22 protein-coding genes are annotated in these 24347 nt (G+C 70.0%); 7 read left to right on the top strand and 15 right to left on the bottom strand.

What is annotated here, in order from left to right; all coding sequences use genetic code 11:
* Window positions 1-69: 69 nt before the first annotated feature.
* The 6 genes from ACWGJM_RS04975 to betA all read right to left on the bottom strand — a co-directional run bounded on the left by ACWGJM_RS04975 (window position 70) and on the right by betA (window position 8227).
* On the bottom strand, window positions 70-1035 hold the full coding sequence (locus ACWGJM_RS04975; RefSeq protein ID WP_453410265.1) for an ABC transporter substrate-binding protein: 966 nt from the start codon (window positions 1033-1035) through the stop codon (window positions 70-72).
* Between the two features lie 14 nt (window positions 1036-1049).
* Window positions 1050-3026 carry an ABC transporter permease gene (locus tag ACWGJM_RS04980; protein ID WP_453410266.1) on the bottom strand — a complete coding sequence of 659 codons (1977 nt, stop codon included), beginning with the start codon at window positions 3024-3026 and terminating at the stop codon, window positions 1050-1052.
* On the bottom strand, window positions 3026-4117 hold the full coding sequence (locus ACWGJM_RS04985) for a quaternary amine ABC transporter ATP-binding protein (protein ID WP_453410267.1): 1092 nt from the start codon (window positions 4115-4117) through the stop codon (window positions 3026-3028). The genes ACWGJM_RS04980 and ACWGJM_RS04985 overlap by 1 nt, the downstream gene beginning before the upstream one ends.
* A 19-nt stretch (window positions 4118-4136) precedes the next feature.
* Window positions 4137-5606: an aldehyde dehydrogenase family protein gene (locus ACWGJM_RS04990; protein ID WP_453410268.1), complete on the bottom strand. Its 1470-nt coding sequence runs from the start codon at window positions 5604-5606 to the stop codon at window positions 4137-4139.
* A 110-nt stretch (window positions 5607-5716) separates the two neighbouring features.
* Window positions 5717-6553 carry a 5,10-methylenetetrahydrofolate reductase gene (locus ACWGJM_RS04995; RefSeq protein WP_453410269.1) on the bottom strand — a complete coding sequence of 279 codons (837 nt, stop codon included), beginning with the start codon at window positions 6551-6553 and terminating at the stop codon, window positions 5717-5719.
* 3 nt (window positions 6554-6556) lie between these two features.
* Window positions 6557-8227, bottom strand: coding sequence for a choline dehydrogenase (gene betA / locus ACWGJM_RS05000; protein ID WP_453410270.1), 1671 nt, complete (start codon window positions 8225-8227; stop codon window positions 6557-6559).
* Window positions 8228-8377: 150 nt separating this feature from the next.
* On the opposite strand from betA, the gene ACWGJM_RS05005 reads away from it, so the two are divergent.
* A complete protein-coding gene (locus ACWGJM_RS05005) occupies window positions 8378-9175 on the top strand; it encodes an IclR family transcriptional regulator (RefSeq protein WP_453410271.1) in 798 nt (265 codons plus the stop codon).
* A 76-nt stretch (window positions 9176-9251) separates the two neighbouring features.
* On the opposite strand, the gene ACWGJM_RS05010 is transcribed toward ACWGJM_RS05005, so the two are convergent.
* The 5 genes from ACWGJM_RS05010 to ACWGJM_RS05030 form a co-directional block, all read right to left on the bottom strand.
* The gene (locus ACWGJM_RS05010; RefSeq protein ID WP_453410272.1) at window positions 9252-10385 is read right to left on the bottom strand and encodes an aromatic ring-hydroxylating oxygenase subunit alpha; all 1134 of its coding nucleotides are present in this window, start codon (window positions 10383-10385) and stop codon (window positions 9252-9254) included.
* A gap of 71 nt (window positions 10386-10456) precedes the next feature.
* Window positions 10457-11626 (bottom strand): NAD(P)/FAD-dependent oxidoreductase, encoded by a 1170-nt coding sequence (locus ACWGJM_RS05015; protein WP_453410273.1) that lies wholly within the window; start codon window positions 11624-11626, stop codon window positions 10457-10459.
* Complete coding sequence (locus tag ACWGJM_RS05020; RefSeq protein WP_041820391.1) at window positions 11623-11985, bottom strand: bifunctional 3-phenylpropionate/cinnamic acid dioxygenase ferredoxin subunit; 363 nt, start codon at window positions 11983-11985, stop codon at window positions 11623-11625. Before ACWGJM_RS05020 ends, ACWGJM_RS05015 begins: the two co-directional genes overlap by 4 nt.
* A 257-nt stretch (window positions 11986-12242) precedes the next feature.
* The gene (locus tag ACWGJM_RS05025; protein WP_453410274.1) at window positions 12243-12875 is read right to left on the bottom strand and encodes an MBL fold metallo-hydrolase; all 633 of its coding nucleotides are present in this window, start codon (window positions 12873-12875) and stop codon (window positions 12243-12245) included.
* Complete coding sequence (locus ACWGJM_RS05030) at window positions 12872-13960, bottom strand: S-(hydroxymethyl)mycothiol dehydrogenase (RefSeq protein ID WP_453410275.1); 1089 nt, start codon at window positions 13958-13960, stop codon at window positions 12872-12874. Before ACWGJM_RS05030 ends, ACWGJM_RS05025 begins: the two co-directional genes overlap by 4 nt.
* A gap of 277 nt (window positions 13961-14237) precedes the next feature.
* Between ACWGJM_RS05030 and ACWGJM_RS05035 the strand changes: the two genes are divergently transcribed.
* A complete protein-coding gene (locus ACWGJM_RS05035) occupies window positions 14238-15542 on the top strand; it encodes a serine hydrolase domain-containing protein (protein ID WP_453410276.1) in 1305 nt (434 codons plus the stop codon).
* On the opposite strand, the gene ACWGJM_RS05040 is transcribed toward ACWGJM_RS05035, so the two are convergent.
* Window positions 15519-16559 (bottom strand): methyltransferase, encoded by a 1041-nt coding sequence (locus ACWGJM_RS05040; RefSeq protein ID WP_453410277.1) that lies wholly within the window; start codon window positions 16557-16559, stop codon window positions 15519-15521. The two genes, ACWGJM_RS05035 and ACWGJM_RS05040, sit on opposite strands and share 24 nt — an antisense overlap.
* Window positions 16560-16745: 186 nt before the next feature.
* Window positions 16746-17123 carry a VOC family protein gene (locus tag ACWGJM_RS05045; protein WP_453410278.1) on the bottom strand — a complete coding sequence of 126 codons (378 nt, stop codon included), beginning with the start codon at window positions 17121-17123 and terminating at the stop codon, window positions 16746-16748.
* Window positions 17124-17244: 121 nt separating this feature from the next.
* Here ACWGJM_RS05045 and ACWGJM_RS05050 point away from each other — a divergent pair, with 121 nt between their 5' ends.
* From ACWGJM_RS05050 to ACWGJM_RS05060, 3 genes are read left to right on the top strand one after another with little or no spacing between them, the layout of a single operon-like run.
* The gene (locus ACWGJM_RS05050) at window positions 17245-17727 is read left to right on the top strand and encodes a polyketide cyclase (protein WP_453410279.1); all 483 of its coding nucleotides are present in this window, start codon (window positions 17245-17247) and stop codon (window positions 17725-17727) included.
* Between the two features lie 54 nt (window positions 17728-17781).
* Complete coding sequence (locus tag ACWGJM_RS05055; protein ID WP_453410280.1) at window positions 17782-18426, top strand: dihydrofolate reductase family protein; 645 nt, start codon at window positions 17782-17784, stop codon at window positions 18424-18426.
* A 6-nt stretch (window positions 18427-18432) separates the two neighbouring features.
* Entirely contained in the window at window positions 18433-18924 is a 492-nt protein-coding gene (locus ACWGJM_RS05060) for a DinB family protein (protein ID WP_453410281.1), read from the top strand.
* Here the strand turns inward: ACWGJM_RS05060 and ACWGJM_RS05065 are convergent.
* Window positions 18921-19502 carry a dihydrofolate reductase family protein gene (locus ACWGJM_RS05065; protein ID WP_453410282.1) on the bottom strand — a complete coding sequence of 194 codons (582 nt, stop codon included), beginning with the start codon at window positions 19500-19502 and terminating at the stop codon, window positions 18921-18923. The genes ACWGJM_RS05060 and ACWGJM_RS05065 overlap by 4 nt on opposite strands.
* 56 nt (window positions 19503-19558) lie before the next feature.
* Window positions 19559-20506 (bottom strand): sigma-70 family RNA polymerase sigma factor, encoded by a 948-nt coding sequence (locus ACWGJM_RS05070; RefSeq protein ID WP_453410652.1) that lies wholly within the window; start codon window positions 20504-20506, stop codon window positions 19559-19561.
* Window positions 20507-20712: 206 nt separating this feature from the next.
* On the opposite strand from ACWGJM_RS05070, the gene ACWGJM_RS05075 reads away from it, so the two are divergent.
* Window positions 20713-21798, top strand: a complete 1086-nt coding sequence (locus tag ACWGJM_RS05075) for a LacI family DNA-binding transcriptional regulator (protein WP_453410283.1) — start codon at window positions 20713-20715, stop codon at window positions 21796-21798.
* Window positions 21799-22139: 341 nt separating this feature from the next.
* Window positions 22140-24296: a beta-galactosidase gene (locus ACWGJM_RS05080; protein ID WP_453410284.1), complete on the top strand. Its 2157-nt coding sequence runs from the start codon at window positions 22140-22142 to the stop codon at window positions 24294-24296.
* Window positions 24297-24347 lie beyond the last annotated feature (51 nt).

Genomic DNA, 24347 nt, shown 5'->3' on the forward strand with positions numbered 1-24347 from the left:
GTGCGCACAGGTGCGCACCGCCCGCCGGGCATGTTCGGCCGGCCTTCTCCGGGGCCTCGCGGCACCCCGCTACTTGAGCCAGGCGTCGACCTTGGCGCGGTTGGCGTCCACCCACTTCTTGGCCGCCGCCTCGTCCGACATCTTGTCCACCGCGATGTACTTGGCCACGGTGTTCTGGTCGTCGTTGGTCCAGTTGAACTGCTTCACCAGGTCGTAGGCCGGGCTGCCGGACTTGGCGAACTTCGCGCTGACGATCTTGTCCAGGTTGTAGACGGGATAGTCGCAGGCGACCTTCGCGGCGTCGGCGTCGCAACCCGTCGTGTACTTGGGCAGGTTGACCTTCACCAGCGGCACCTCCGACAGGAACCACTGCGGCTCGTAGAAGTAGCCGATGGCCCACTGCTTCTTCTTCTCGGCCGTGCGGAAGGACTGGATGAGCGCGGTCTCGCTGCCCGCGTACACCACCTTGAAGTTCAGCTTCAGGTTCTTCACCAGCGCCGCGTCGTTCGTGACGTACGACGGGTCGCCGTCCAGCAGCTGGCCCTTGCCGCCCGACTCGGAGGTCTTGAACCGGTCGGCGTACTTGTCGAGGTTCTTCCAGTCGGTGATGTCCGGGTGCGCCTTCGCCAGCCACGGCGGCACGAACCAGCCGATGATCCCCTTGTTGCCGGTCTGGCCGGCCTCCACGGCGGTCTTCTGCTGGGTGATGTACTTCTTCTTCAGGTCGTCGTGGCCCCAGTTCTCCAGGACGGCGTCGATCTCGCCGGTGCCGAAGCCCTGCCAGGCGATCTCTTCCTTCAGGTCCTTCTTGTTGACCGTACAGTGAAGGTCGTGCTCCGCGACGTACGCGACGACCGCAGCGTCCGCCTCGTAGCCCACCCAGGGGTTGACGGCCAGGTTGAACGTGCCGCATTTGCCCGAACTGCCCGAGCCGCCCGCGGAGGAGGTGTCGCCGACCTTCGCCCCGCCGCAGGCGGTGAGGGTGAGGCCGAGGACGGCCAGGCCGGCCGCGCCGATCCGCCAGTGTCTTGCCATCGTGTCGTGCTCCTTTATGCCCTGGTGCGTCGAGCCGCAGCCTGAGTGATCCGGTCGAACATGACTCCGAGCAGTACGATGGCGAGTCCTGCCGCCAGCCCCTTGCCGTACAGCTCTCCCTGAGAGAAGCCGGCCACGACGTCGTAGCCGAGGGCGCCGGCACCCACCAGGCCGCCCACAACAACCATCGACAGCACGTAGATCAGACCCTGGTTGGTCGCGAGCGTCAGGGCGCTGCGTGCCATCGGCAGTTGAACCTTGGTGATGATCTGCCAGGTGTTGCACCCGGCGGACGTGGCCGCCTCCACGGTGGTCTCGGGCACGTTCCGCACACCGTCCGCGATGATCTTGGTGGCGACGGGCGCCCCGTACACCACGGCCGCCACGATGGCGGTGAAGCGGGTGGCGCCGAAGAGCGCGAGGAACGGCACGAGGTAGACGAACGGCGGCATGACCTGCGCGGCGTCCAGGGTGGGCCGGATCAGCCGGTCCACCAGCGCGCTGCGGCCCATCCACACGCCGAAGACGACTCCGAGCAGCATCACCAGTGCCGTCGCCACGACGGTGGAGGCCAGGGTCGTCATGGCGTCCGACCACACCCCCGTACCGACGAGCAGCCCGACGCACACGCCGGCGATCACCGCGGCACGCCAGCCGCCGAGCGCCGCGCCGAGCCCGGCCAGGACCGCGCCGACCAGCCACCACGGGGAGTCGGTGAGCAGTGTCTGGAACGGGTTGAGCAGACCGTAGCTGATCGCGTTCCGGAAGGCGTTGGTCAGGCCGGACAGATGGTCCTGCAACCAGGTGGTCGTGGTGTCGGCGGCGCTCGCGATGTGGCTGCCCACCGTGCCCTGGCCGGGGAACTCGGCCGCCCAGACGTAGGTGTGCGACAGGTACACCAGGACCGCCGCGGCGACTCCGCCCGCGATCAGCAGCGGTCGCCGCCAGGCGGTGAAGCGGTGGCCCGCACGCCGGGCCGCTTCCTCCCGCACGCTCGCGGCCGTGGTGACCCGGTCCAGCACGATGGCCATGACGACGATCGCGAGACCGGCGTTGAAGGCCGTGCCGACGTCGAGCGACTGAAGCGCCTGCACGACGGTCTTGCCGAGGCCGGGCGCGTCGATCAGGGCGGCGATGGTCACCATGGCCAGGGCGGCCATGATGGTCTGGTTGACGCCCATGACCACGGTCCGCTTCGACATCGGCAGCAGCACCTTCAGCAGCTGCTGCGACCTTGTCGTGCCCATCGAGTCAGCCGCCTCGACGGTGGTCGCAGGCACGGAACGGATGGCGTGCGCGGTGATACGGATCGCCGGCGGCGCCGCGTAGATCACTGTGGTGATGACCGCGGAGGCCCCCCCGATGAGGAAGATCAGCGTCAGCGGGGCGAGGTAGACGAAGGTCGGCATCGTCTGCATGAAGTCGAGGAACGGCGTCATGATCCGGTTGAACCGGTCGGAGAGGCCGGCCCACACGCCGAGAGGGATGCCGATGAGCAGGGCCACGATGACCGCCGACAGGGTCAGCGCCAGCGTGTCCATGCTCTCCTGCCACAGACCCTGCAACCCGAAGAAGGTGAAGCCCGCCACGGCCAGCAGAGCCACCCGCCAGTTGCCCACGGCCCACGACACATAGCCGGTGAGCCCGACGACGCCGAGCCAGCCGATCTGCGGGACCGGGCGGCCGTCGGAGGGCTGCGAGACCAAGGACTGGACGAAGGTCACCAGGTTGTCGATGACCAGACGGATCTCGTTGAAGCCGTACACGAAGAGCGGGTTGGAGTTGCGGCTGGCGCCGATGGAGTCGTTGACGTCGTTCAGCCGGCGGTGCAGACCGGTCAGGTCGGCGGCCGCGAGGGTCAGGGTCTGCCGGCCACGCAGCACGGCGAACAGCACCAGCCAGCCGACCAGGATCGCCGCGACCAGCACGGGACGGCTGATCCTCCTGCGCAGGGGCGCGACCACCGTGGTCGCGTCGGCCACGGCCGCCATCAGGCACCGCCGTCCTGACCGGCGACGACGGAGAGGATCTCCTCGTCACCGACGATGCCCAGCAGCTTGCCGTTCTCGACCACCTTGACCGGCTTCTCCGCGACGAGCACCGCCCGGGTGGCCTCGCGCACCACGACGTCCGGGCCGAACTCGGGTCCGTCGAGGGCGTCGTCGGGCTGCGCGGGGCGCATGATCCACCGCAGGGTGAGTACGTCACCGCGGGGCACGTCCTTGACGAAGTCCCGTACGTAGTCGTCTGCGGGGGCGCCGACCAGTTCGTCGCCGGTGCCGCACTGGACCGTCTTGCCGTCGCGCATGATCAGGATGCGGTCGCCCAGCTTCAGCGCCTCGGAGAGATCGTGGGTGATGAACACCATGGTCTTGCCGACCTCGTGGTGCAGGCGGATGACCTCGCTCTGCATGTCACGGCGGATCAGCGGGTCGAGCGCGGAGAACGGCTCGTCGAAGAAGAGGATGTCGGGATCGCCGGCGAGGGCGCGGGCGAGACCGACGCGCTGCTGCATGCCGCCGGAGAGCTGGTCGGGGTAGGAGTTCTCGTAGCCGGCCAGGCCCACCAGCTCGACGACCTCCTGCGCGCGCTTGGTGCGCTCGGCCTTGCCCATGCCCCGGATCTCCAGGCCGAACGCCACGTTGTCGACGACCCTGCGGTGCGGGAGCAGACCGAAGTGCTGGAAGACCATGGAGAACTTGCTGCGCCGCATCTCACGCAGTCGTCCGGGGTCGGCGCCGCGGATGTCCTCGCCCTCGAAGACGATCTCACCGGAGGTGGGTTCGATCAGCCGGGTCAGACATCGCACCAGGGTGGACTTGCCGGAGCCGGACAGGCCCATGACGACGAAGACCTCGCCCGGAGACACCTCGAAGTTCACGTCCCGTACGGCAGCGGTGCATCCGGTGCGGTCCATGAGCTCGCGGCGGGTGAGCCCGCACAGCTCCTCGGAGCCCGGCACCTCGCCGGCCTTCGGCCCGAACACCTTCCACAGCCGGCGCACGGAGATGACCGGGGTGCGGTCCTGGGGGTCCTGGGACGTGTCGCGCCGCTGCGACACCTCGGTCTGTGCTGGGGTCATCGTGACCTCTCTTCGGCGTTCAGCCGCGGAACCAGTGCTGCGGCCGGGGTTGGATGTTCTGCCAGACATGCTTGGGCTCCCGGTACTCGTCAAGGCCGGTCGGCCCCAGCTCGCGGCCCACGCCCGAGCGCCCGAAACCACCCCATTCCGCTTGCGGCACATAGGGGTGGTAGTCGTTGATCCACACGGTGCCGTGGCGCAGCCCGCGCGCCACCCGCTGGGCCTTGCCCGCGTCCTGCGTCCAGACGGCTCCGGCGAGTCCGTACTCCGTGTCGTTGGCGATCCGGACGGCATCGTCCTCGTCATGGAAGCGCTCGACCGTGAGCACGGGGCCGAAGGACTCCTCGTGCACCACGCGCATGTCCTGCCGGCACTCGTCGAGGACGGTGGGCAGGTAGTAGAAGCCGCGTCCCAGCGCGGGGTCGTCGGGGCGCGCACCGCCGCAGCGCAGTACGGCACCCTCCGCGAGGCCGGCATCGACGTACGCCTCGACCTTGTCCCGGTGCTGTGCGGAGACCAGCGCACCGGTCTCGGCCTCGGGGTCGAAGGGACCGCCGAGACGGATCAGCCGGGCGCGGCGCACGATCTCGTCGACGAAGGCGTCGTGGAGGGAGTCCTCGACGACCAGCCGGGCGCCGGCCGAGCAGACCTGCCCGGAGTGCAGGAAGACGGCGGTGAGCGCGAAGTCGACGGCGGTCTCGAAGTCGGCGTCGGCGAAGACGACGTTCGGGTTCTTGCCGCCGAGTTCCAGCGCGACCTTCTTCACCGTCGCGGCGGCGGTGGCCATGATGCGCCGCCCGGTCTCCAGGCCTCCGGTGAACGACACCATGTCGACGGCCGGGTGCTCGGCCAGCGGCGCGCCCGCCTCGGCTCCGGCGCCCAGCACGAGATTGGCGGCGCCGGCCGGGAGCCCCGCCTCCTCCAGGGCCTTCATCAGCAGGATCGAGGTGGAGGGCGTGAGCTCGCTGGGCTTGAGGACGATGGTGTTGCCCGCGAGCAGTGCCGGGGCGACCTTCCACGAGGCCTGCAACAGCGGGTAGTTCCAGGGGGTGATCAGTCCGCAGACCCCCACGGGCTCGTAGCTGACCCGGCTGAGTGCGTCGTCGCGGCCGGTGTCGATCACCCGGCCGGCACTGGTGCCGGCGATGCCGCCGTAGTAGCGGAAGCAGGAGACGACATCGGCGATGTCGTACTCGCTCTCCACCAGGCGCTTGCCGGTGTCGAGGGACTCGGCGCGGGCGAACTCCTTGGCGTCACGTTCCAGGATGTCGGCGGTGCGCAGCAGCAGTGCGCCGCGCTCGCGCTCGGGGGTGCGCGGCCAGGGGCCGTCGTCGAAGGCGCGCCGGGCCGCGGCGATGGCCGCCTCGGTGTCGGGGCGGGTCGCCTCCGAGACCGTCGCCACGAGCGTGCCGTCCGCCGGACAGCGGATCTCCCGGTGGCCTCCGGCCACCGCGGGGCGCCATTGTCCGTCCATGTACAGATCTGCCACGGCCGCGCCCTTCGAAGCGAACTCGTTGCGCATTATGCACTGCATTGCTTGTGGTGGAACACCCTTGCGGAATGGGCCGACGCACGTCAAGGGGTCGGCGGATTGCGATTTCAGCCGCCCAGCCGGTCCAGCAGGGCGCGGCGCCAGCGCTCCGTCTCGGCGACCTGGTTGAAGGTGAAGAGGTGCAGGCCGGCCACGCCCGCCGAGGGCCCGGTGAGCACGTCCGCGCCGCGCGCGAGCAGTCGCTCCGGGTCGTATCCACCGGGTGCCGCGAACCGCAGGAACCAGGAGGCGTGCCTGGTGAGGAAGCGCGTCGACTCCCCCACCCCGATCTTCGTCGCCATGGACAGCAGCTTCGCCCGTTGCACGGGCCCGGCGACACCCACGTACACGGGCAGTGTCACGTCACGGCGCCGGATCCGGGCGATCCAGTCGCCGAGCACGCGCGGATCGAAGCACAGGTTGCTCACGATGTACGTGGCGTGCGCGTGCTTGTCCCGCATCGCCTGGATGGTGATGTCGTCGTGGATGAACGGATGGCTCTCCGGATAGCCGGTGATCCCCGTGTCCGCGAAGGGCCTGCCCAGCTCGCTCAGCCTTTGCAGGACCGGCAGCGCCGCGTCGTACGGCCCGGCCGGCGGATCGGCGTCGCCCGCCGGCACGAAGAGGTCGTCCACTCCTGCCGCACGCAGCCGCTCGGCGACTTCCTTGAGGTGCGTGTCGTCCCGCAGCAGCCGTGCGGGCACATGCGGGACGACGCGGTAACCGTGCGCCGTGAGCCGCTCGGTGAGACCGAGCGTCGGCTCCAGACCCTTGACGGGCGAAGCCGTGACCGTGACCACGACGTCCCGGGGCACATGGGCGAGGACCTTCTCCTCGGTCGCCCTCGCCGGCAGCACCTCGTAGCGGACCCGGGCGAGCAGCGCCCGCAGGGCCTCGGTTCCCATGGTCTACCCGGCCTGTTTCTGGGCGTCACGGTGACGGTAGTACGCGGCCTCGGAGGGCGGCAGCGGCTCCTTGCCGAGAATCAGGTCCGCCGCCTTCTCGGCGATCATCATCACCGGCGCGTAGATGTTGCCGTTGGTGACGTACGGCATCACCGACGCGTCCACCACGCGCAGCCCTTCCAGCCCGTGCACCCGCATGCTCAGCGGGTCGACGACGGACATCTCGTCGGTGCCCATCTTGCAGGTGCAGGACGGGTGCAGGGCGGTCTCGCCGTCCTTGGCGACCCAGGCGAGGATCTCCTCGTCCGTCTCCACGGACGGGCCGGGCGAGATCTCCCCGTCGTTGTAGGCGGCGAGCGCGGGCTGGCTGAGGAGCCCACGGGCCACCCGGATCGCCTCGACCCACTCGCGGCGGTCCTGTTCGGTGGAGAGGTAGTTGAAGCGCAGCGCCGGGTGTTCGCCCGGGTCCTTGCTCTTGATCTTCACCGAGCCGATGGCGTCGGAGTACATGGGCCCGACGTGGACCTGGTAACCGTGGCCGCCGGCGGGTACGGAGCCGTCGTAGCGGACCGCGATGGGCAGGAAGTGGAACATCAGGTTGGGGTAGTCCACGTCCTCGTTGCTGCGGCAGAAGCCGCCGGCCTCGAAGTGGTTGGTGGCGGCCGGTCCCCTGCGGAAGAGCCATTGCAGGCCGATGAAGGGGGCCCGCCACTTCGCCAGGTACGGCTGCATGGAAACGGGCTGCTTGCAGGCGTACTGGATGTACACCTCCAGGTGGTCCTGCATGTTCTCGCCGACGCCCGGCAGGTCGTGGACGACGTCGACGCCGAGGGCGTGCAGCTCCTTGGCGTTGCCGACGCCGGAGAGTTGCAGCAGCTGCGGGGAGTTGATCGCGCCGCCGCACAGGATGACCTCCTTGGCCCGGACCTGCTGGAGGGCGCCCTTGCCGCGCCGGAACTCGACGCCGACGGCCTTCTTGCCCTCGAAGAGGACGCGGGTGACGAGGGCGCGGGTCCTCACGGTGAGGTTGGGCCGCTTCCTGGCGGGCTTGAGGTACGCCTTCGACGCCGACAGGCGCCGACCGCGGTGGACATTGCGGTCGAACTTGGCGAAACCTTCCTGCCGGTAGCCGTTCACGTCATCCGTGGGCGCGTGGCCCGCTTGCCGGGTGGCCTCGAGGAAGGCGGTGAAGAGCGGGTTGGTGGCCGGTCCGCGCTCCAGGACGAGGGGGCCGTCGTGGCCGCGGAACTCGTCGTCCGGGTCGGCCGCCAGGCAGTTCTCCATCCGGCGGAAGTACGGCAGGCAGTGGGCGTAGTCCCAGGTCTCCATGCCGGGGTCGGCGGCCCAGCGCTCGTAGTCCATGGGGTTGCCGCGCTGGAAGATCATGCCGTTGATGCTGCTGGAGCCGCCGAGTACCTTGCCGCGGGCGTGGTAGATGCGCCGGCCACCCATGTGGGGCTCCGGCTCGGACTCGTACTTCCAGTCGTAGAAGCGACTGCCTATGGGGTAGGTCAGCGCGGCGGGCATGTGGATGAACACGTCCCAGGGATAGTCGGGACGGCCCGCCTCGAGTACGAGCACCCGGTTCGCGGGGTCGGCGGAGAGCCGGTTCGCCAGTGCGCTGCCGGCTGATCCACCGCCGACGATGACGAAGTCGTAGTGCAGGAGAGCCATGGTGCCTCGTCTCGCTCGCGCCATCGATACGCGGGCATGCTAGTACGGGTATCGCTATACGCACTAGGTTGCGAACAACGCAACTTGTTAGGCATTGATTACCGTCGCGTTACTTGCAAGAGTGTTGTTTACTGCGCGTATAGTTCCGCTATGAGCAACTACAGTCCGGAGACCGAAAGCAACGGGTCGCAGACCGGCGGAGTGCAGTCCGTCGACCGGGCCATCAGCGTCCTCGAGATCCTGGCGCAGCGCGGCGAAGCGGGCGTGAGCGAGGTGGCCGCCGAGATCGAGGTGCACAAGTCGACCGCGTTCCGTCTGCTCGGCGCCCTGGAAGCGCGCGGTCTCGTCGAGCAGTCGGGCGAGCGGGGCAAGTACCGGCTCGGCTTCGGCATCGTACGCCTGGCGGGCGCCGTCACGGGACGCATCGACCTCACCCAGCAGGGTCGTCCGGTGTGCGAGCGCCTGGCCCAGGAGCTCGGCGAAACGGTCAACATCGCCGTGATGCAGGAGCACTATGCGATCAACCTCTACCAGGTGCGCGGCACCGCCGCCGTCACCGCGCACAACTGGGTGGGCCAGTTGACCCCCCTGCACGCCACCTCCAGCGGCAAGATCATCCTCGCTCATCTGCCCGCGAAGGAACGCGCCTCGCTGCTGACGGACGCCGGCCTGAAGAAGCTGACCCCCCACACGATCTCCTCGAAGGCGAAGCTGGAGAAGAACCTCGCCGAGGCCCGCGAGCGCGGTTACGCCTGGACGCTGGAGGAGCTGGAGATCGGGCTGCACGCCATGGCCGCGCCGATCCGCGACCGGGAGGGGCAGGTCATCGCGTCGATCAGCGCCTCCGGGCCCTCCTACCGGTTCACCGAGGACCGCATGCACGAGCTGGCTCCGGTGCTGGTCAAGGGCGCGGAGGAGATCAGCCACCGCATGGGTTACCTGGGCTGAGCGCACACAGCACGACCGCCGTGCGGCCCGCGTACAGCCTCCGCGCGGGCGACGGGCACGCACACCCGCCCCGGCGTCACGCCGGCCGACGCGTACCGAGGCGCTCGAGCACCCAGTCGTGGAAGGCGCGGATGTGGTGCTCACTGGGGACGAGCACGCCGCCCTTGGCGTACAGCCGTGAGTTCATCCCCGGCTGGGTGCGCTCGCAGGCGTCGAAGTCCTGGCGGTTGACCCGGTCGAAAAGCTCCACGGACCGGCTGACGTCCTTGCCGCTGCCCACGACGTGCGGGAGGTAGAGCCAGTCGCACTCGACGATCGTGCGGTCGACGGCGACCGGGTACATCCGGTGGAAGATCACGTGGTCGGGCACCAGGTTGATGAACACCTGCGGCTTGACGGTGATCGCGTAGTACCGGCGGTCCTGCTCCTCGGACACCCCAGGGATACGGTCCAGTCCCTCGGAGCCGTCGACCGTGAAGCCCTGGATCTCCGTACCGAACTCGGCACCGTGGCCCACGTAGTACTGGGCGGCGTACCCGTCTGCGAACTCGGGCAGGACCTCGGTGAGTTCGGGATGGATCGTGGCGCAGTGGTAGCACTCCATGAAGTTCTCGATGATGAGCTTCCAGTTCGCGTGGACGTCGTAGACGATCCGCCTGCCCACCGCGAGGCTGTCGATGTCGTAGCGCTCGATCGACTCCACGTCACCGAGGCGGGCGACCACCTCACCGACGACGTCCTCCTCGAAGGAGGGCGGGTCCTCCGCCAGGCACACCCAGACATAGCCGAGCCATTCGCGCACGGCCACGCGCACCAGGCCGTACTCGGTGCGGCCGACGTCGGGCATCTTGGTGAGGTTGGGTGCCGCGACCAGTTTGCCCTCGAGGTCGTAGGTCCAGGCGTGGTACGGACACTGGAAGGCACGCTTGACCTCGCCCGTCCCGTCGGTGCGGAGCTTGGCTCCGCGGTGCCGGCAGACGTTGAAGTAGGCGCGGACCGAGTTGTCCCGGGCCCGGGTGACGAGGATGCTCTCGCGGCCCACGTCGACGGTGCGGAAGGCGCCGGGCTTCGGCAGGTCCGAGGCGCGTGCGACGCAGAACCACATCGTCTCGAAGATGCGCTCCTGCTCCTGGGCGAAGATTCCTGGGTCCGTGTAGGCGGAGCCGGGAAGGGTGGCGATCAGGCTGTCCGGCAGGCTGGTCGAGGTCAACGCGGCACTCCTGTTCGAAGCGACGCTGCGTGTCGTGCGCAACGCAGCAGGGGATGTGGCAAGCGCCGGTGTCAGGACGCGGCGGGGGTGGTGGCGAACTGCTTGCGCCAGCGGGTGAACAGTCGAGGCTGGTTCATCCCGAGCGCGGCGACCGGCCGGCCCGCCCGCCGGTAGACGGCCAGAAAACTGCGGTCGTCGGTCGAGCCTTCCTCGACCGTCACGCTGTCGGCCCCGGCGGCGTGCCCGACGAACTGGATCTTCACGCCGTACTGGTCGGACCAGAAGTACGGCGGCCGGGGGACTCCCGGTTCCGTCGCACCGTACGCGAGCAGCGCGGCGACGGCGGCGTCCGGCCGTTCCAGCGCGCCGGTCCAGTGCTCGATCCTGCGGTGGATTTCGGTGTGCGGGTCGTACCAGTTGGCGCAGTCGCCCACGGCGACCACCCCGGCCACACTGGTACGGCCGTCGGCACCGCACTTCACGCCGTTGTCGAGCGCCACGCCGGACCCCTGGAGCCACTCGACGCAGGGACGCGCCCCGACCCCGACGACGACGGTGTCGGCGGGAACACTGCGGCCGTCCTCCAGCAGTACGGCATCCACCCGGCGCTCCCCGCTGAGCCCCTTGACCCCCACCCCGCACAGCAGCCGTACGCCGTGGTCGGAGTGGAGGGCGGAGACGACCCCGCCCATGGCCTCACCGAGCGGTCCGGCCAGCGGTGTCGGCGCCGCCTCGATCACGGTCACGTCGAGGCCGAGGGCGTACGCCGTGGAGGCGACCTCGGCGCCGATGAACCCGCCGCCGATCACCACCAGCCGTCCGCCCCGGGCCAGTTCGTCCCGCAGGGCGCGGGCGTCGTCGAGGGTGCGCAGCGCGTGGACCCCGGCGAGACCTTCGGTGCCGGGCAGGGTTCGGGCGGCCGCTCCGGTGGCGATGACCACGCCGTCGGCGCGTATCTCCCGGCCGTCGGCGAGCCGGACGACCCGCCCGGCACGGTCGAGTCCGGTGGCACGGACGCCGAGTGCCCACTCCGCCTGGAGTTCCTCGCCGTCCCGCTCCAGCGCCAGGTCCGCTTCGCCGATGGCACCGGCCAGGAATTCCTTGGACAACGGGGGCCTGTCGTACGGGCGGTGGGGCTCGTCGCCGATGACGACCAGCCGGCCGTCGTACCCCCGCTGCCGCAGCGAGCGCGCGGCCGACAGACCGGCCAGCGAGGCGCCCACCACGGCCACGGTCCTCACGCGGGGCCTCCGGCCAGGCGGGCGGCGACGCACGGCGGCAGGTTGGGCGCGTCGGTGGACAGCCGGACGTAGACCGTCCCGTCCTCGACGACGACCTCGTGGGTGCGGACCGGCAGCTTGGCCGGCGGCGCGTCCACGGCTCCGGTCCTCAGGTCGAACTTGGAGGCGTGCAAAGGGCATTCCACCTCGCAGCCCTCCAGCCAGCCGTCGGCGAGCGAGGCGTCCTGGTGGGTGCAGGTGTCGTCGATGGCGAAGAGCTCGCCGTCGTCGGTGTGGAACACCGACACAGGCGGGTCGATGTCGAGCCGGTGGGCCTCGCCTCGCGGCAGATCCGCGAGACGGCACGCGGGAATCATCATGACACCTCGGTGCGTATAGCGAAACGGATTGCGGTTAGCGCAACGTCAGTCTGCGGGCCGCTCTGAAGCGTTGTCAAGGCATTCGGAGGCCGGGTTGCACGGCACCCGGAGACCGCTTTCCGGGCATGCCGAAGCGGCCTCGAAAGCGCAGGTCAAGGGGTGGGACAGGCGTGTCGCCGGGTGCGAGAAGCGGCCCTGCCGCCGATGCGGTCCACGGGGTCCGTCACCGGGGCAGGGCCGCTTCTCGGCCGGGGCGGTCAGAAACCGCGGTCGATCCACTCCTCAAGGTGCGGCGCCTCGGCACCGATGGTGGTGGTCTCCCCGTGGCCGGGGTGCACGACGGTGCCGTCCGGAAGGCCGAGGAGGCGCTCCCTGATCGAGTCGATGATGGTGGGGAAGTCGCTGTACGACCTTCCCGTCGCCCCCGGCCCGCCGGCGAACAGCGTGTCGCCGCTGAAGAGGGCGGAGAGGCGCGGGGCGTGCAGGCAGACGGCTCCGGGGGCATGGCCGGGAGTGTGCAGCACGGTCAGTTCGGTGCCGGCGACCGGGACGGTCTGCCCGTCGGTCAGTTCGCCGTCGGGCATCCGGCCGGGATGGGTCTGCTTCCACAGCGGCAGATCGCCGGCGTGCAGCAGGATCGGGGCGCCGGTCCGGGCCGCGAGTTCGGGCGCGGCGTCGATGTGGTCGTTGTGCGCGTGGGTGCACACGATCGCGCGCAGACTGCGTCCGCCGAGGGCTCGTTCGATCGCATCGGCGTCATGGGCGGCGTCGATGACGACCGCCTCCTCGTCGTCCCCCACGATCCACACGTTGTTGTCGACGTCCCACGTGCCACCGTCCAGCGAGAAGGTCCCCGAGGTGACGAGGCGGTCGATGCGGGCGCCGGTCACGGGAAGACCACCACCGAGCGCAGGACGTCGCCGTGGTGCATGCGCTCGAAGGCCTTCTCGACCTCGGCCGGGGCGATGGTCTCGGTGACGAAGGCGTCCAGATCGAGGCGGCCCTGGAGATGGAGGTCGATGAGCATCGGGAAGTCACGGGAGGGCAGGCAGTCCCCGTACCAGGAGGACTTCAGCGCTCCGCCCCGGCCGAAGACGTCCAGCAGCGGCAGCTCCAGCTTCATCTCCGGGGTCGGCACGCCGACCAGTACCACCGTCCCGGCGAGATCGCGGGCGTAGAAGGCCTGCCGGTACGTCTCCGGACGGCCCACCGCGTCGATCACGACATCGGCGCCGAACCCTCCGGTCAGCTCGCGCACCGCGTCGACGGCGTCGGTCTCCTTGGAGTTGACCGTGTGGGTCGCGCCGAGCCTGCTCGCCGTGGCCAGCTTGCGGTCGTCGATGTCCACCGCGATGATCTTCGCCGCACCCGCCAGGCTCGACCCGACGATCGCCGCGTTCCCCACGCCACCGCAGCCGATCACGGCGACGGTGTCACCGCGCCCCACGTTGCCGGTGTTGATGGCCGCGCCGATGCCCGCCATCACCCCGCAGCCCAGCAGTCCGGCGGCGGCCGCCGACGCCGCCCGGTCCACCTTGGTGCACTGACCGGCCGCCACCAGTGTCTTCTCGGCGAAGGCGCCGATCCCCAGAGCCGGCGACAGTTCCGTGCCGTCGGTCAGCCTCATCCTCTGCTTCGCGTTGTGCGTGTTGAAGCAGTACCAGGGCCGCCCACGCAGACACGCCCGGCACTGGCCGCACACGGCGCGCCAGTTCAGGATCACGAAGTCGCCGGGTGCCACGTCCATGACGCCCTCACCCACCGACTCGACCACCCCCGCCGCCTCGTGCCCCAGCAGGAAGGGGAAGTCCTCGCTGATGCCACCCTCGCGATAGTGCAGATCGGTGTGGCAGACACCGCAGGCCTCGATCTTGACCAGCGCCTCACCCGGGCCGGGGTCGGGCACGACGATCGTCTCCAGACCGACGGGGGCGCCCTTGCTTCGCGCGACGACAGCACGGACCTGCTGAGCCATGGCCACTCCTTGACCGACAGAGGATCGAGATGCTGCCAATGTTGCTTATTACGGCACTCATCTCGTGCTTCGCAACACAGCATCGCGGAGGCCGGAGCAGCGGTCAAGCACTGCGGATCGCGCACCCGGCCCTCCCGGTCCGTGACCGAATTCCGCTCGTCCGCCGGTAGTACCCCCGCTCCTCCGCGTGCACGATGCCCTCTCGGCACAGCCCCGACGAAGATCGCCATGAGGAACTTCCCGCTTTCCCGCACGCAGAAAGGCTGTGCAGACAACCATGCACTTAGCACGCCGGCTTGCCCTGACCTGTGCCGCCGCCCTTGTCACCTCGGCTGTCGCGCTTCCCGCGGCGCAAGCGGCCACCGACTCGAACGTCACCCCCGCCGCCGCGCACCGGCCGGCCACGGACCGGGCGCGCCTGGCCGATGCGCTGAAGGCCATTCACACCGCCGGTATGTACGGCGCCTACGCGGCCGTGCGGGACGGTGGCACCCTGTGGCGTGGTGCCGCCGGTGTCGCCGACCGGGACACCGGCCGTCCCGTGGCACCGGACATGGAGCAGCGGATCGGCAGCATCACCAAGTCGATGACCGCAGTCGCCCTGCTCCAGCAGGTCGCCGCGGGACGCCTCGACCTGGACGCGCCCCTGTCCCGCTACCTTCCCGGCCTGGTGCCCGGTCAGCGTGGTGACCGGATCACCGTGCGGATGGTGCTGAACCACACCAGCGGTATCGGGGACTACGTCCCGTACGCCTTCCCCTCGTTGCAGACGCTGTCCACGAGCAGCCTGGACGAGAACCGCTTCCGGCACGTCGGCCCCCGGCAGCTGGTCCGGATGGGGGTGCAGGCCCCGTCGACCGGCGCGCCCGGTGAGAAGTGGTCGTACTCCAACACGAACTACATCATCGCGGGGCTGCTGCTGGGCAAGCTCACCGGCGAGAAACCCGAGCGGTACATCACGCGCAACGTCATCCGCCGGGCCGGTCTGCGGCACACCTACTTCCCCACCCGCTCGCGCATCAACGGTCCGCACCCCAAGTTGTACGAGTCCTTCTACGGACTGATCGACCCACCGCGTGACTACAGCGTCTACGACATGTCCTGGGCGGGAACCGCCGGCGCGGTCGTCTCCACCATGGCGGATCTCGACCGCTTCTACCGGCAGCTGTTCACGGGCAGGCTGATCCCCGCCGCCGAGCTCGCCGAGATGGAGAAGACGGTCCCGATGACCGATGCCGAGGGCAATGTGGTGGGGCACTACGGCCTGGCTCTCATACGGTTCGACTGGTCCTGCGGTACGTTCTGGGGCCATGACGGCGCGGTGTTCGGTGCCGAGACATGGGCGATCTCCAGCCCGGACGGCCGACGGCAGATGGCCCTCGGCTACAACCTGTCGAAGTACGACAGGCTCGGACCCGACGGCAAGGTGACCGCGGGTCCCATCGACAAGGCCATCAACGTGTTCGCGGCCACCTCGCTGTGCGGTCCGGCCGCCGGTTCCCCGGCCCTGCGGTCGGCCGGCGTGGACCCCGCCCCGGCGCCTGCTTCCGGGTGGGGATCACTGCCGGTCGCCCGGCGCTGACGGACGCGTCCGGGACCCGGCGGCGAGTTCGATGACGGCCAGGCGGCCCGCGCGGTGTACCGCCACGGTGCGGAGCCCGGCCTGGGCAGCGAGGTCGGTGAGTTCGCCGACGCCGCGCTCCCGGCCGCCGAAGTAGGCGAGCATCCGCAGGTCCATCCCGGTGTCGGGTGACTCGCCGTCGGCGCCTGTCTTCTCGATGGCGAAGACGTGGCCGCGCGTCCCTGCCGCCTCCGCGCAGCGCCGCAGGATGGCGCGGGCCGCGTCGTCGTCCCAGTCGTGAAGGATGGCGCACAGCAGATAGCCTCCGGCGCCCGGCGGCACGGCCTGGAAGAAGTCACCGGGCACGGCATCGCCCCGGTCGGTCAGGCCCGCCGCCGCCAGGGTCTCGCGGGCGGCCGCCGCGGTGTCCGGCTGGTCGACGACGGTGCCCCGCAGAGTCGGGTACGCGCGCAGCAGGGCGGTCAGCAGGGTGCCGTTGCCGCCGCCGACGTCGACCACCTCGCCGAGCGAGCCCCAGTCGTAGGCGGGAACGACATCCCTGGCCCAGGAAGCCGCGTCGGTGCCCATCTGGGCGTCGTAGGAGGCGGTACGCACGGGGTCCGCCGCCAGGTCGTCCCAGAAGGGCTTCCCGAACTGCTCCGGGAAGGCGGCCTCGCCGGTGCGCACGCTGTGCAGCAGCCGGACGAACGCCAGATCGGCGCGGCCGATCGCGCCATCGAGGTCCAGCACGCAAGCGAGGCCGGACGGGTGGTCGCTGCGCAGTTCCTGGCCTCGCGCTGTCAGGGCGTAGCCGCCGGAGACGTCATGGCTGAGCACGCCCTCCGAAGCGAGGTGCCGCATCAGTCTGTCGAGGGCGTCGGCGTCGCTGTCCGTGGCCTCAGCCAGTTCCGGGACCGTCCGCAGTCCCGCCGCGATGTGGTCGGCGAGCCGCAAGGTCGCCGCCACACGTAACGCCATCGGCGTCACCAGGTCCGCCATCGCCCACAATTCCGCCCGGGCCGAACCGTCCTCCGCCATCAGGCTCCCCCTTTTTTACCAGCACACGAAGGCACCAGCCTCCCACGTGGGGAATGTTCTGGCGAAGCTGAACGCCAACAACCGCACGCATGCGGTGGTCGTCGCGTACGAGACAGGCGTCCTGACACCCGCGGGCGGAGCCGATTCGGCGCCGCGGTGACGCGCTTGTCTCCCGCAGCTTCTTCCTCAGTGGCGGACCAGGCAGAACGGATGACCTGCGGGGTCGGCGTATATCCGCCAACTCCGCCCGTCCGCCCCGTCGTCCAGCACCCTGGCGCCCTGGGTCAGTACCTGTTCTTGAGCGCGGTCCAGGTCGGCGACACCGAAATCCAGGTGGAACTGCTGTGGCCGGCTCGGGTCCGGCCACAGCGGCGGCCGGTACTCCGCTACCCGCTGGAACGCCAGGACGAGGCCGGACGCCGTGTGCAAAGTGGCCCAGCCCTCGCTGAGCGCCCATCGCCGATCCGGCTGGTTGACGGTGCCGCCGAGGAGCGAGTGGTAGAACTCGGCGAGTTCACCGGGATCGGAGCAGTCCAGCACCACGCACTGCAGATCAGCGATCATGGGAGTCGATCCTAGTTCACGACCGATGAGTTCCGCCTCGCCGCGTCGTCTGCATGTGGGAAGCGTCCCGGTTCCGCGACTGCGGGAGGCCCGAGATGAGACGACAAGGAGCGTGCACACCGTGGACCAGGAGAACGTGAGCGCCACCCTCACTGTCGCCGCGCCCGCCGTGAGGGTGTTCACGGTGCTGGCGGACCCGACGACCCATTCCGCGATCGATGGCACCGGCTGGGTTCAGGAACCTGCCGACCCGGGGCCGCTGACCGAGGTGGGGCAGATTTTCCGGATGGACATGTATCACGCCAACCATCCAGACGGTGACTACCAGGTGGTCAACAAGGTCCAGGTGCTCGATCCACCACACGCCATCGGCTGGCTTACGGGGCAGGAGAAGGAAGACGGTCACCTGGAGTTCGGCGGCTGGATCTGGCGTTACGACCTGGCGCCGCTCGGTTCGTCCGAGACCGAGGTCACGCTCACCTACGACTGGTCGGCGGTGCCGCGGTTCATCCGGGCGCGGGGCATCCGCTTCCCGCCGTTCGGCCCTGAACATCTCACCAACTCGCTGTACCACCTGGCCGAGCTCGCCGCACCGCGGCGATGAGTTTTTCCGGCCCGGACAGTCTCACCACCGTTGTCGACAACGCAGGAGGAACACGTGACTCAGTTGCTGAGAGTGCAGAACTTCAACGTCTCGAGTGACGGAATCGGTGCCGGTGAGGACCAGAGCCTCGAGAGGCCGTTCGGCCACGACGATCCCGGGAGGCTGTTCGCCTGGGCCGGCGCCACGGCGAGCTGGCCCATGCGCACCGATCCCGGGGGGAGCCGGGGCCTCGACGACTACCTCACGCGAGACTACGCGCGCAACATCGGCGCCGAGATCATGGGCCGCAACAAGTTCGGGCCCCAGCGCGGGCCCTGGCACGACCATGAGTGGCGCGGCTGGTGGGGTGACGAACCCCCGTTCCGCACCCCGGTGTTCGTCATGACCCACCACAGGCGTCCTTCGTTCACGCTCTCCGACACCACGTTCCACTTCGTCGACGGCGACCCGGCCACGGTTCTCGAGCAGGCACGGGAGGCCGCGCGGGGCAAGGACGTCCGACTCGGCGGCGGGGTGACCACCATCCGGCAGTTCCTCGACGCCGACCTCGTCGACACCATGCACGTGGCGGTCTCATCGGTGAAGCTCGGGTCCGGGCTACGGCTCTGGGACTCCCCAGACGAACTCCTCGACCGGTTCCACCTGGACGTCGTGCCCAGCCCGAGCGGCGTGACGCACCACCTGTTCTGGCGAAAGTGAATGGTCATGTGTGAGGTCAGTGCGCTTCTCAGGGTCCTGGACGGACAGCGGCGCCACGTGCTCGGCATCCTCGACGGGCTTGACGCGGAAACTCTGCGACGGCCCGTGCTGCCTTCCGGTTGGCACTGCCTGGGACTGGTCCAGCACCTCGCGCTGGACGTCGAGCGGTTCTGGTTCCAGGCGGTCGTCGCCGGGGACGAGGAGATCATCCACAGCCTGACGAGCGGCGACGAAGCCTGGAACGTGCCACCGGAAACACCGGCCGTCGACGTGCTCGACCGGTATCGGCAGGAGGCAGAACTCGCCGACACCATCATTGCCGGCACGCCCGCTGACGCCGCCCTGGCCTGGTGGCCCCACGACCTGTTCGGCGAACCGCACCTGCACACCCTGCGCGACGTCCTGCTGCACGTCATCACCGAGACCGCGTGTCACGCCGGCCACCTCGACGCGGCCCGCGAGCTCATCGACGGCCGGCGCTGGCTGGTCCTGACCTAGCGAACCGTCGTCGTGCCGCCCTCCTGTGCCGCCCTCCCGTACCGCATCAGGACGGCGGCGCCGGCCCGCTCCGCCGACAGGCACTCGAGGTCGGCGGGCGGGCCGTCGTCGGGGAAGAGCCGTCGGCCGGTGCCGAGGACCGTGGGGAATACCAACAGCCGGTATTCATCGATCAGTTCCTCGGCCATCAGCGCGTGCACCACGCTCAGACTCCCGGTGACGATCACATCGCGCTCCTCGCGCTTGACGGCGTCGATGAGGCTGCCGTCGACGATCCGAGAGTTCGCCCACGCCGAGGTGTCGGTCACCGTACGGGAGACGACCAGCTTCGGCACGGCGTTCATCCGCGCGGCGAACAGGTCGTCCCGCCCGGGCCAGATACGCGAGAACAACTGCCACGTCGTGCGCCCCAGCAGCATCACCCCGTCGTCGAGTGTGCTGCCGAGCCGGAACTTGTCCCCGGCGACCGTCTCGGGGCCGTGCCGGAACGCCCAGCCGCCGGCCGGCGTTCCACCGGAGCCGTCCGGGTCGGACACGATCCCGTCCAGGGTGATGAACTCAATGACGATGACGCTCACGATGGGTGTCCCTTCGATCGATGCTCACCGGTACGTACCGGTGGCACCGGCTCGACTCATCGCGCCCGGCGAAACTCGCCGGAAGAAAACCGCCGGGGCAGGCCGAACGCCTCGAAGACGTCCGGATCGGCGAACACCACGTTGTGCGCGACCCGGCCGCCGGTGACCGTGAGGACCTGCAGTGTGTGCAGCCGATGCCCGCCACCGGGCTCCGGTGCGTACGCCGCGAGCGCGGGCTGCCCGTTGGCGGTCAGGCGCCTCATGCCCCAGCCCGTCCCACGCATCGCGAACACCCGCTCCATGAACAGGCCGTAGTCGCGGCTGCCCCGGTACCACAGTGGCACCGGCGGCATCTCCAGCACCGCCTCGTCCGTGAGCAGCCGCACGATCGCGGGGACGTCGGCCGCCTCGAACGCCCGCATGTACCGCTGAATCACCGCGCGTGCCTCGGGATCGTCCGGCTCCATGACCTCCTCCGCACGACCCACGTCCGCGAGGGCGGCACGGGCGCGTTGGAGCGCGCTGTTGACGGCCGCGGCCGTGGTTCCCAGCTGCTCGGCGACCTCGGCGGCGGTGAACTCCAGTACCTCGCGAAGCACCAGCACGGCCCGCTGCCGCGGTGGCAGGACCTGCGTCGCCGCCACCAGCGCGAGCCGCATGTCGGCCCGTACATCCGCGTCGAACCGCGCGTCGGGGAACGGCTGAAGCCAGGGGATGTCGAAGGCCGGAGTGAGCGGTGCCCCGGGATCCTCGCTCGGCGCGCCCAGACCGGACGGCAACGGCCGCCGCGCCCGGCCTTCCAGCGCCGTCAGACATGCGTTGGTCGCGATCCGGTACAGCCAGGTCCGCACGGACGCGCGCGTGCTGTCGTACCGGTCGCGGGCCTTCCAGGCCCGCAGCATCGTCTCCTGCACCAGGTCCTCGGCCTCGTGGAACGAGCCCAGCATCCGGTAGCAGTACGCCACCAGCTCACCTCGGTACGGCTCGAAGTCCACGCGCCCCATCATGGCGCACCCGGGCGGCTCGCGTTCTGCGGATGCGTTCCGAACCCTTGACGCAGCCCCTATGACTGCGTAGACATGACTACGCAGACATGACAGCGCAGTCAGTAGGTCGGCGAGTGGCATCGTCGAGTCCACTTCAGTGGTCACCCGGAGGCACCTTGACGCCAGGGACAGGGCGGGACGCAAGCTCCGCCGCGCCGCGGAGTGTGGATGTGGCCCGGTTGGCGGGCGTCTCGCAGAAGACGGTCTCCCGGGTCTTCAACGACGAGCCGTACGTCTCCGCCGACGTACGCCGACGCGTTCTGGAAGCCGCCGAACAGCTCGGTTACCGGCGCAACAACGCCGCCCGGGCGCTTGCCTCCGGGCGGACCCGCTCGATCGGGGTGGTGACGCTCGGCACGGCCTTGTACGGGCCCGCCTCGCTGCTCATGGGTGTCGAGCGGGTCGTCCGGGACACGGGCTACGCCCTCCGCGTGGTCAACACGATGGAAGGTGACCCGGCGGGCATCTCCGGCGCCGTCGACTCGCTCCTCGACCAGGGCGTGGACGGCATCGTCATCTCGGAACCGATCGACGAGCAGGTGGACGACGAAGACGTCTCCCTGCGCTTTCTCCGCGCCGCCGTTCCGGTCCTCGTCATCGGCGCTCCGCCGCCCGTCACCGCGCCCACCGTGCTGACCGCGGGAGACGGCGCCGATCTGATGGCCCGGACCGCCACCGAACACCTGCTGGCCCTCGGCCATACGACGGTCCATCACCTCGCCGGCCCGCAGCGGTGGTACGCCGCCCGGGACCGCCTCGAGGGATGGCGGGCGGCCCTGACCGCGCAGCGCAGGAACGTGCCTCCGGTCGTCGAGGGCGACTGGTCGGCCGCGTCCGGGTACGCGGCGGGACGCGAGTTCGCCGAGGACGCTGGTGTCACCGCTGCCTTCGCCGCCAACGACGACATGGCGATCGGCCTGATCCGCGCGCTGACGGAGGCCGGCCGCCGCGTGCCGGAGGACGTCAGCGTCGTCGGCTTCGACGACATCCCGGTCGCCGCCTATGTGACTCCCCCTCTCACCACGGTGCGGCAACCGTTCGACGCCGTGGCACAGGAGGGGCTCAAGCGTCTGGTGCATGCCATCGAGAACCCGAAGGCAGACCCCATGGCGTCCAGCAGTCCGCCGGTCGACCTCGTCGTCCGCGCCTCGACCGCGCCACCGCCGAGCGGGAAGACACCGGCTCGCGGGCGGCGCGGCACGTCATCCGGTCCGGCACCGGCGAAGGGAGGTTCCCCCACCAACGACTGACGCCTCGTCAGCCCAACCATGACGGCTGATCACCACCACGTGATCCCCGAACGAGCCGCCGTACGGATGTCGTACTGATACGGCCCTGATCGCGCCCCCTCCCCTGCGAGCACTGGTGAACTCCCGCCGGTGGCGAAGATGGCGGCACGCCCGGCGAGGGCGTGCGGTGCTGAAAATGAGAGGGGAAGGGCGAATGCAGCCGCACAGGATGCCCAGATTCATCTCCGCGTCCAGCACTTCCCCCATGAGCCTTCCTGATGCTCCAGCGGTTCTGGCAGAGCGGCCTGGCCGCAGGCGGCGTCAAGCAGTAACCGCCTCACATTCCCTCGGAGGTCTCCTTCATGGTGGCTCTGCCTGCCCGCGTCCTCTTCGGCGCCGCGTACTACCACGAGTACCGGCCCCCCTACAGCGCCGAACGCCCCGCCGAACGCCTCAAGACCGATCTCGACCTCATGGCCGACGCCCACGTCACCGTCATCCGGGTCGGCGAGTCGGTCTGGTCGACCTGGGAGCCGGACAACGGCCGCTTCCAACTCGACTGGCTCCAGCCGGTGCTGGACGGCGCCCACGAGCGCGGTATCTCCGTCGTCCTCGGGACTCCGACGTACGCCGTCCCGCCGTGGCTGGCCCGTCAGTACCCGGAGATCACCGGCGAGCGGCGCACCGGTGAGCGCATCGGCTGGGGCGCCCGGCAGGAGGTGGACTTCACCCACCCGGCCTTCCGGTTCCACGCCGAACGGGTCATCCGGCGCATCGTCGGCCGGTACGCCGGCCACCCGGCGGTGATCGGCTTCCAGGTCGACAACGAGCCCGGACTCGAACTCTTCCACAATCACGGCGTCTTCCAGCGCTTCGCCGACCACCTGCGGGAGAAGTACGGCGACGTGGAGACCCTCAACCGCGAGTGGGGGCTGGTCTACTGGTCGCACCGCCTGTCCACCTGGGCGGACCTGTGGACCCCGGACGGCAACGCCCAGCCCCAGTACGACGTCGCCTGGCGGGAGTTCCAGGCCCGCCAGGTCACCGAGTTCATCGGCTGGCAGGCGGACATCGTCCGCGAGTACGCCCGCCCCGAGCAGTTCGTCACGACCTGCATCTCCTACACCCGCCCCGCGGTCGAGGACGACGAGCTCACCGACCGCCTCGACATCGCCGCCGGCAACCCGTACTACGACATGCAGGACGGCCTCCTGCTGCCCGACCCCACCCCCGACGGCCACGAGCAGACATGGAAGACCACCGGCGTGTGGGCGCTCTACCAGACCGCCGACTGGATGTTCTCCTCCCGCCAGGCGCCGTTCCTGGTCACCGAGACCAACGCCGGCTCCATCGGCTTCCCGTGGGACAACCGGCCGGCCTACGACGGCCAGTGGCGCCAGGCCGCCTGGGCGCTCGTCGCGCGCGGCGCCCGCATGATCGAGTACTGGCACTGGCACACGCTGCACTTCGGCGCGGAGACCTACTGGGGCGGCATCCTGCCCCACACCGGACGGCCCGGCCGCGCCTATGCCGGACTCGCGCGCCTCGGAGGGGAGTTCGAGACCGCCGGTGCGCTCGTCGCCGGTCTCGAACCGGACGCGGACATCACGATGGTGTACTCGACGCCGAGCAAGTGGCTGATGCAGAAGTACCCGCCGCTGTCCAAGCCCGACGGCGAACCCGACCCGGCCGCCTACCACCGTATCTTCGACCCCTTCTACCGGGGCGCCTTCGACGCCGGCCGCCAGGTCCGGATCGTCCACGCCCGCCAACTGCACGACCCGAGCGGGGAGCGGGAGGGCCTGACGCCGCAGGAGGCCGCGCGCCGCCATCCGGTCCTCGTCGTACCGGCGCTGTACCTGGCCGCCGACGCGACCCTCGACTGGCTCGCCGCCTACGCCCACGCCGGCGGCCATCTGGTCCTCGGCCCGCGCACCGGCTACGCCGACCACGAGGCCCGCGCCCGCACCGAACCGGCCCCCGGCCGTCTCACGGGCGCCGCGGGCGTCTCGTACGACGAATTCAGCAACCTGCTACGGGACGTGCCCGTGCGGTCCGCGCCGGGCGGCCCGCTCGACCTGCCCGAAGGCGCCACGGCGACCCGCTGGGCGGACGGCCTGGCCGTCGCCGACGCCGAGGTCCTCGTCGAGTACGACCACCCGTACTTCGGCCGCTGGCCCGCGGTCACCACGCGTCCCCACGGTGCGGGGCGGGTCACGTACGTCGGCACGGTGCCCGGCCGGGACCTCGCCCGGACGCTGGCCGAGTGGCTGACCCCGTCCGCCCGCCACACGTGGCGCGACCTGCCGGCCTCGGTCACCGCGTCGACCGGCACCGCACCCGACGGGCGCCGCGTGCACATCGTCCACAACTGGAGCTGGGAGCCCGCGAGCGTCTCCGCCCCGGGGCACCTCTCCGACGTCCTCGACGGCGCGTCCGTCGCCGCGGGCGCGGCGCTGGACCTCGGCCCGTGGGACGTACGCGTCCTCGTCTCCACCGGCATCGACGGGACGCGTTGATGACCACCCCTGGAAGGGGCCATGCACAGAAGAAGACTCGCGAGAGCACTG

Source organism: Streptomyces sp. NPDC054834 (assembly GCF_053611185.1).

What these genes read in the sequence shown, in the direction of transcription:
- ACWGJM_RS05060 (WP_453410281.1), top strand. Translation starts at nt 18,433, where the DNA reads ATGTGTGAGGTCAGTGCGCTTCTCAGGGTCCTGGACGGACAGCGGCGC.
- ACWGJM_RS05040 (WP_453410277.1), bottom strand. Translation starts at nt 16,559, where the DNA reads ATGGCGGAGGACGGTTCGGCCCGGGCGGAATTGTGGGCGATGGCGGAC.
- ACWGJM_RS05030 (WP_453410275.1), bottom strand. Translation starts at nt 13,960, where the DNA reads ATGGCTCAGCAGGTCCGTGCTGTCGTCGCGCGAAGCAAGGGCGCCCCC.
- ACWGJM_RS05070 (WP_453410652.1), bottom strand. Translation starts at nt 20,506, where the DNA reads ATGGGGCGCGTGGACTTCGAGCCGTACCGAGGTGAGCTGGTGGCGTAC.
- ACWGJM_RS05045 (WP_453410278.1), bottom strand. Translation starts at nt 17,123, where the DNA reads ATGATCGCTGATCTGCAGTGCGTGGTGCTGGACTGCTCCGATCCCGGT.
- ACWGJM_RS05005 (WP_453410271.1), top strand. Translation starts at nt 8,378, where the DNA reads ATGAGCAACTACAGTCCGGAGACCGAAAGCAACGGGTCGCAGACCGGC.
- ACWGJM_RS04975 (WP_453410265.1), bottom strand. Translation starts at nt 1,035, where the DNA reads ATGGCAAGACACTGGCGGATCGGCGCGGCCGGCCTGGCCGTCCTCGGC.
- ACWGJM_RS05080 (WP_453410284.1), top strand. Translation starts at nt 22,140, where the DNA reads ATGGTGGCTCTGCCTGCCCGCGTCCTCTTCGGCGCCGCGTACTACCAC.
- ACWGJM_RS04980 (WP_453410266.1), bottom strand. Translation starts at nt 3,026, where the DNA reads ATGGCGGCCGTGGCCGACGCGACCACGGTGGTCGCGCCCCTGCGCAGG.
- ACWGJM_RS04995 (WP_453410269.1), bottom strand. Translation starts at nt 6,553, where the DNA reads ATGGGAACCGAGGCCCTGCGGGCGCTGCTCGCCCGGGTCCGCTACGAG.
- ACWGJM_RS05035 (WP_453410276.1), top strand. Translation starts at nt 14,238, where the DNA reads ATGCACTTAGCACGCCGGCTTGCCCTGACCTGTGCCGCCGCCCTTGTC.
- ACWGJM_RS05020 (WP_041820391.1), bottom strand. Translation starts at nt 11,985, where the DNA reads ATGATGATTCCCGCGTGCCGTCTCGCGGATCTGCCGCGAGGCGAGGCC.
- betA (WP_453410270.1), bottom strand. Translation starts at nt 8,227, where the DNA reads ATGGCTCTCCTGCACTACGACTTCGTCATCGTCGGCGGTGGATCAGCC.
- ACWGJM_RS04985 (WP_453410267.1), bottom strand. Translation starts at nt 4,117, where the DNA reads ATGACCCCAGCACAGACCGAGGTGTCGCAGCGGCGCGACACGTCCCAG.